The sequence below is a fragment of the Nonomuraea sp. H19 genome (assembly GCF_052068215.1).
Classification (GTDB): domain Bacteria; phylum Actinomycetota; class Actinomycetes; order Streptosporangiales; family Streptosporangiaceae; genus Nonomuraea.
In genome coordinates this window covers 1-3005 of the sequence record NZ_JBQHCV010000097.1, presented here as the reverse complement: position 1 = coordinate 3005, position 3005 = coordinate 1, and the positions used below count along the sequence as shown (strand labels likewise).

Below are 3005 nucleotides of genomic sequence, written 5' to 3'. Positions count from 1 at the left end.
TGCGCCGCCACAAGCGCCGCGCCGAGGCACGTACTCACCTCCAGGCCGCCATGGAGGCCTTCGACCGGCTCGGCGCGGTTCCCTGGTCTGACCGTGCTGCCGCCGAGCTGCGCGCCACCGGGCTCTCACTACCGGACCATGCCCGTGCCGGAGATCCACTGGACGTGCTGACACCGCAGGAGCTCCAGGTGGTACGGCTGGCCGTCACGGGCGTGTCCAACCGCGAGATCGGCGCGCAACTCTTCCTGAGCCCGCGCACGGTCGCTTCCCACCTGTACAAGGCCTTTCCCAAGCTGGGCGTCTCCTCGCGCGCCGAACTGACCAGGCTCCCAGGACTGACCTGAGGGCAGGTCACACCCGGCGGTAGATGATCGGCTGCGCGGCGATGCCGTTGGCCTTGAAGTTGGCCAGCACGAAGCTGCGGAAGGTGGGACGGAAGATCAGGCTGGGCAGGAAGGTCCGCCAGCTCGGCCAGCTCGCGTGGTTGACGAGCCCGTAGTCGGCGCTCTCGCCCTTCAGCGGCTGCATCAGGGCGGAGTTGGGCAGCGCGGTCTTGGCCTGGAACCACCCGGCGGTGTACTCCCACACCTTCAGCAGGGTCTCGCGGTCGTCGGCGTAGAAGTAGTTGAACAGGAAGCAATGGTTCTGGCTGTGGTCCACGTCGCCGAGCCGTCCGGCGTTGCTCGCGACGATCTCGTGGGTACGGCGGGCCGCGGCGCGGAGCGTCTCGGCGATTTCCTTGTAGACGGCGGTCTCGCGCAGTGCCAGCGCGGCCTCCACGGATGCGGTGCGGATCAGCACGACGACGTCATAACGCGCCGGCCGGATGCCTTGGGCGGCCAGCAGTTCGTCGCCCTCACCTGGTGTGCGCAGGACGGCGCGGAACACGTTCGCCTCGCGCGCCTCGATGCCCGTGGCCAGGGCCTTGAGATGCGCGGCAAAAGAGGCGACGCGAAGTAGCTGCCACGCCAAGTGCCGACCTCGCCGGCCAGCATGAGGAAACCGTCGCCGGTCGCGGGCAGTAACCGGGCCTTGACAGCCAGATGATCATTGATCAGCTTCATGTCGCCGACGCTAGCCGGGCCCCTCGCGCGTCGCCTCCGTCACCTGACTGATGTTCCAGCCCATCACACCAGCATGCTGACTGTGATCGTCTCCTCACCTCGATCCCCGGACAGAGTGATCGACAGTTCCCATACGCCGTCCATGACGAACACCTTCTCCTCGGCGACGAAGCGGCCGAGATCGGCCTGAACGGTGGCGACCGGCGGCAGAGCGTGGCCCATGCTCGGCATGACCGCCGCCAGCGTGACCGTTTCGGCCTTGCCCGAAGTCACCCGCACCTCGAGGGGATCGGCCGGGAGCACGCTGACCGTATACCGCGTGCCCGCCGCCTGCACGCTCTCGGGACCGCCGCCGAGCCAGCGCGAAGTGACGGCTAACAGCACGCCCGCCAGGAGCAGGCAGACAGCTGCATACTTCATCGATCTACCTCCATGGTGAAGGGCCGGGTCACGAGTCGCCATCCGGCGGCGTATTGGGCCCAGGCCAGGTAGCGGCCCGGTTCCGGGAGGGTAAGGGTGAAGCGCAGCGCGGACTGGCCGGCCGCCGTCCCGTGCGCATGCGCCAGGTGGACACCGTCCTCGCTCCTGACGATCAGGTGGCCGGGCATGCCCAGCCATGGCTGGATCGAGCCCTCCGGGCGGACCTCAATGGTCACCGGGCGTCCGGCGGTCGGCGCGACCGGGGTGAGGCGGGGCACGGCAGGCTCCTGGACGGAAGGGTCCGGCTGGGCGGCACCGGAGACCTCGAAGGCGCCGGCGACCAGTTGCCCGCCCGACTCCTGTCGCTCGATCTCGGCGTAGGCGAGGTAGCGGCCCGGTTGCGGAACGCGCAGCCGTACGGCCAGGACACCCGGCGCGGTCCGCAACGGGTGCACGTGCCGGAAGACCGCGCCATCCTGGCTGGTGACCACGAGATGCGCCGGGGCCTCGTGGTGGACGGCGAGATCGTCCACCGGCCGACCGGTCGCGCCGTCCGCGAACTGCAGGGTCAAGGTGAACTCGGCGCCCGTGGCGGGCCGAGCGGGCAGCGTCGAGAAGCGGCCCTGCACATATGGCCGTCCGACCTCGGCGACGGGCGCCGCGCCCTCCGGCTGGGCCGCGGGCAGGTACGGCCGCAGCAGCATCACGACGACCGCGACCGCCGCGGCAGCACTCGCGCCGCCCACGATCGGCCGGGACAGGCGGCCTACGAGCACGCCGATCACCAGCAGCAGCCCGACCACCACGAACGCACCGTCGAGCAGCATCTCCCAGAAGGCGGCGCTCGTCACCAGTACCCGGAACGAGATGACCGCGACCTCGTCACCGACACGAACGCGAAGCTCATGCGGACCGGTCTGGCGCGCCTGCAACGCGGCGGGCGCCTGCCCGACGCTCACCGAGCCGGTCGACCTGCTGTCGTCGGTCAGCGAACGCAGCTCCAGCTCCAGGCGAAGGCTCGAGGGCGCTACGGCCTGCGCACTCACCCGCAGCGGCGCCGGCACCCGCGAGACCCCGGCGATGACCAGGGTGACCTCGCCCGCACCGAAGGTCTGTGTCACCCGCAGATCCGCTCCGGACTCGACGACATGCGCCCGGGCCGGAGTGGCCAGGAACAGCAGTAGGAACACGACAGCGAAGACCCGGATCATGGCATGGAATCGATCAACTTCATAGCGCAGGACGCTAGCCATGCCCCTTGGTGCATCGCCTCCGTCAGGTGACTGATGTGACCGGCATGCACATCAGTCACGTGACGGAGGCGACCGGTAGCGCCATCTTCCTAGGGTTTCGGCCATGACCAAACGACCTGAACCCTACTCGGCGACCGTGATGGCGATCCTGGCCGCCGCCTTCTGCACCTGGGCACTGCTGACCCTCCCCGTACAAGGTGCCGTCATCCTCGTGGTCGCCAGCGTGCTGGGCTGGAGCGGGTGGATCGCCTTCAGCTACACCCGCCCG

General features: G+C 69.3%; 4 protein-coding genes. 1 reads left to right on the top strand and 3 read right to left on the bottom strand.

Going from position 1 to position 3005, the window contains the following annotated elements:
• A partial coding sequence (locus tag ACTMTI_RS56630; protein WP_441129364.1) for a response regulator transcription factor occupies positions 1-344 on the top strand: 344 nt, incomplete at its 5' end.
• Between the two features lie 7 nt (positions 345-351).
• Here the strand turns inward: ACTMTI_RS56630 and ACTMTI_RS56625 are convergent.
• The 3 genes from ACTMTI_RS56625 to ACTMTI_RS56615 all read right to left on the bottom strand — a co-directional run bounded on the left by ACTMTI_RS56625 (position 352) and on the right by ACTMTI_RS56615 (position 2695).
• Entirely contained in the window at positions 352-972 is a 621-nt protein-coding gene (locus tag ACTMTI_RS56625) for a hypothetical protein (protein WP_441129363.1), read from the bottom strand.
• A 155-nt stretch (positions 973-1127) separates the two neighbouring features.
• Positions 1128-1484 carry a hypothetical protein gene (locus ACTMTI_RS56620; protein ID WP_441129362.1) on the bottom strand — a complete coding sequence of 119 codons (357 nt, stop codon included), beginning with the start codon at positions 1482-1484 and terminating at the stop codon, positions 1128-1130.
• A complete protein-coding gene (locus ACTMTI_RS56615; protein WP_441129361.1) occupies positions 1481-2695 on the bottom strand; it encodes a hypothetical protein in 1215 nt (404 codons plus the stop codon). Before ACTMTI_RS56615 ends, ACTMTI_RS56620 begins: the two co-directional genes overlap by 4 nt.
• Between the last annotated feature and the right edge of the window lie 310 nt (positions 2696-3005).

Coding starts and splice junctions, on each gene's coding strand:
- ACTMTI_RS56620 (WP_441129362.1), bottom strand. CDS start 1,484: ATGAAGTATGCAGCTGTCTGCCTGCTCCTGGCGGGCGTGCTGTTAGCC.
- ACTMTI_RS56615 (WP_441129361.1), bottom strand. CDS start 2,695: ATGATCCGGGTCTTCGCTGTCGTGTTCCTACTGCTGTTCCTGGCCACT.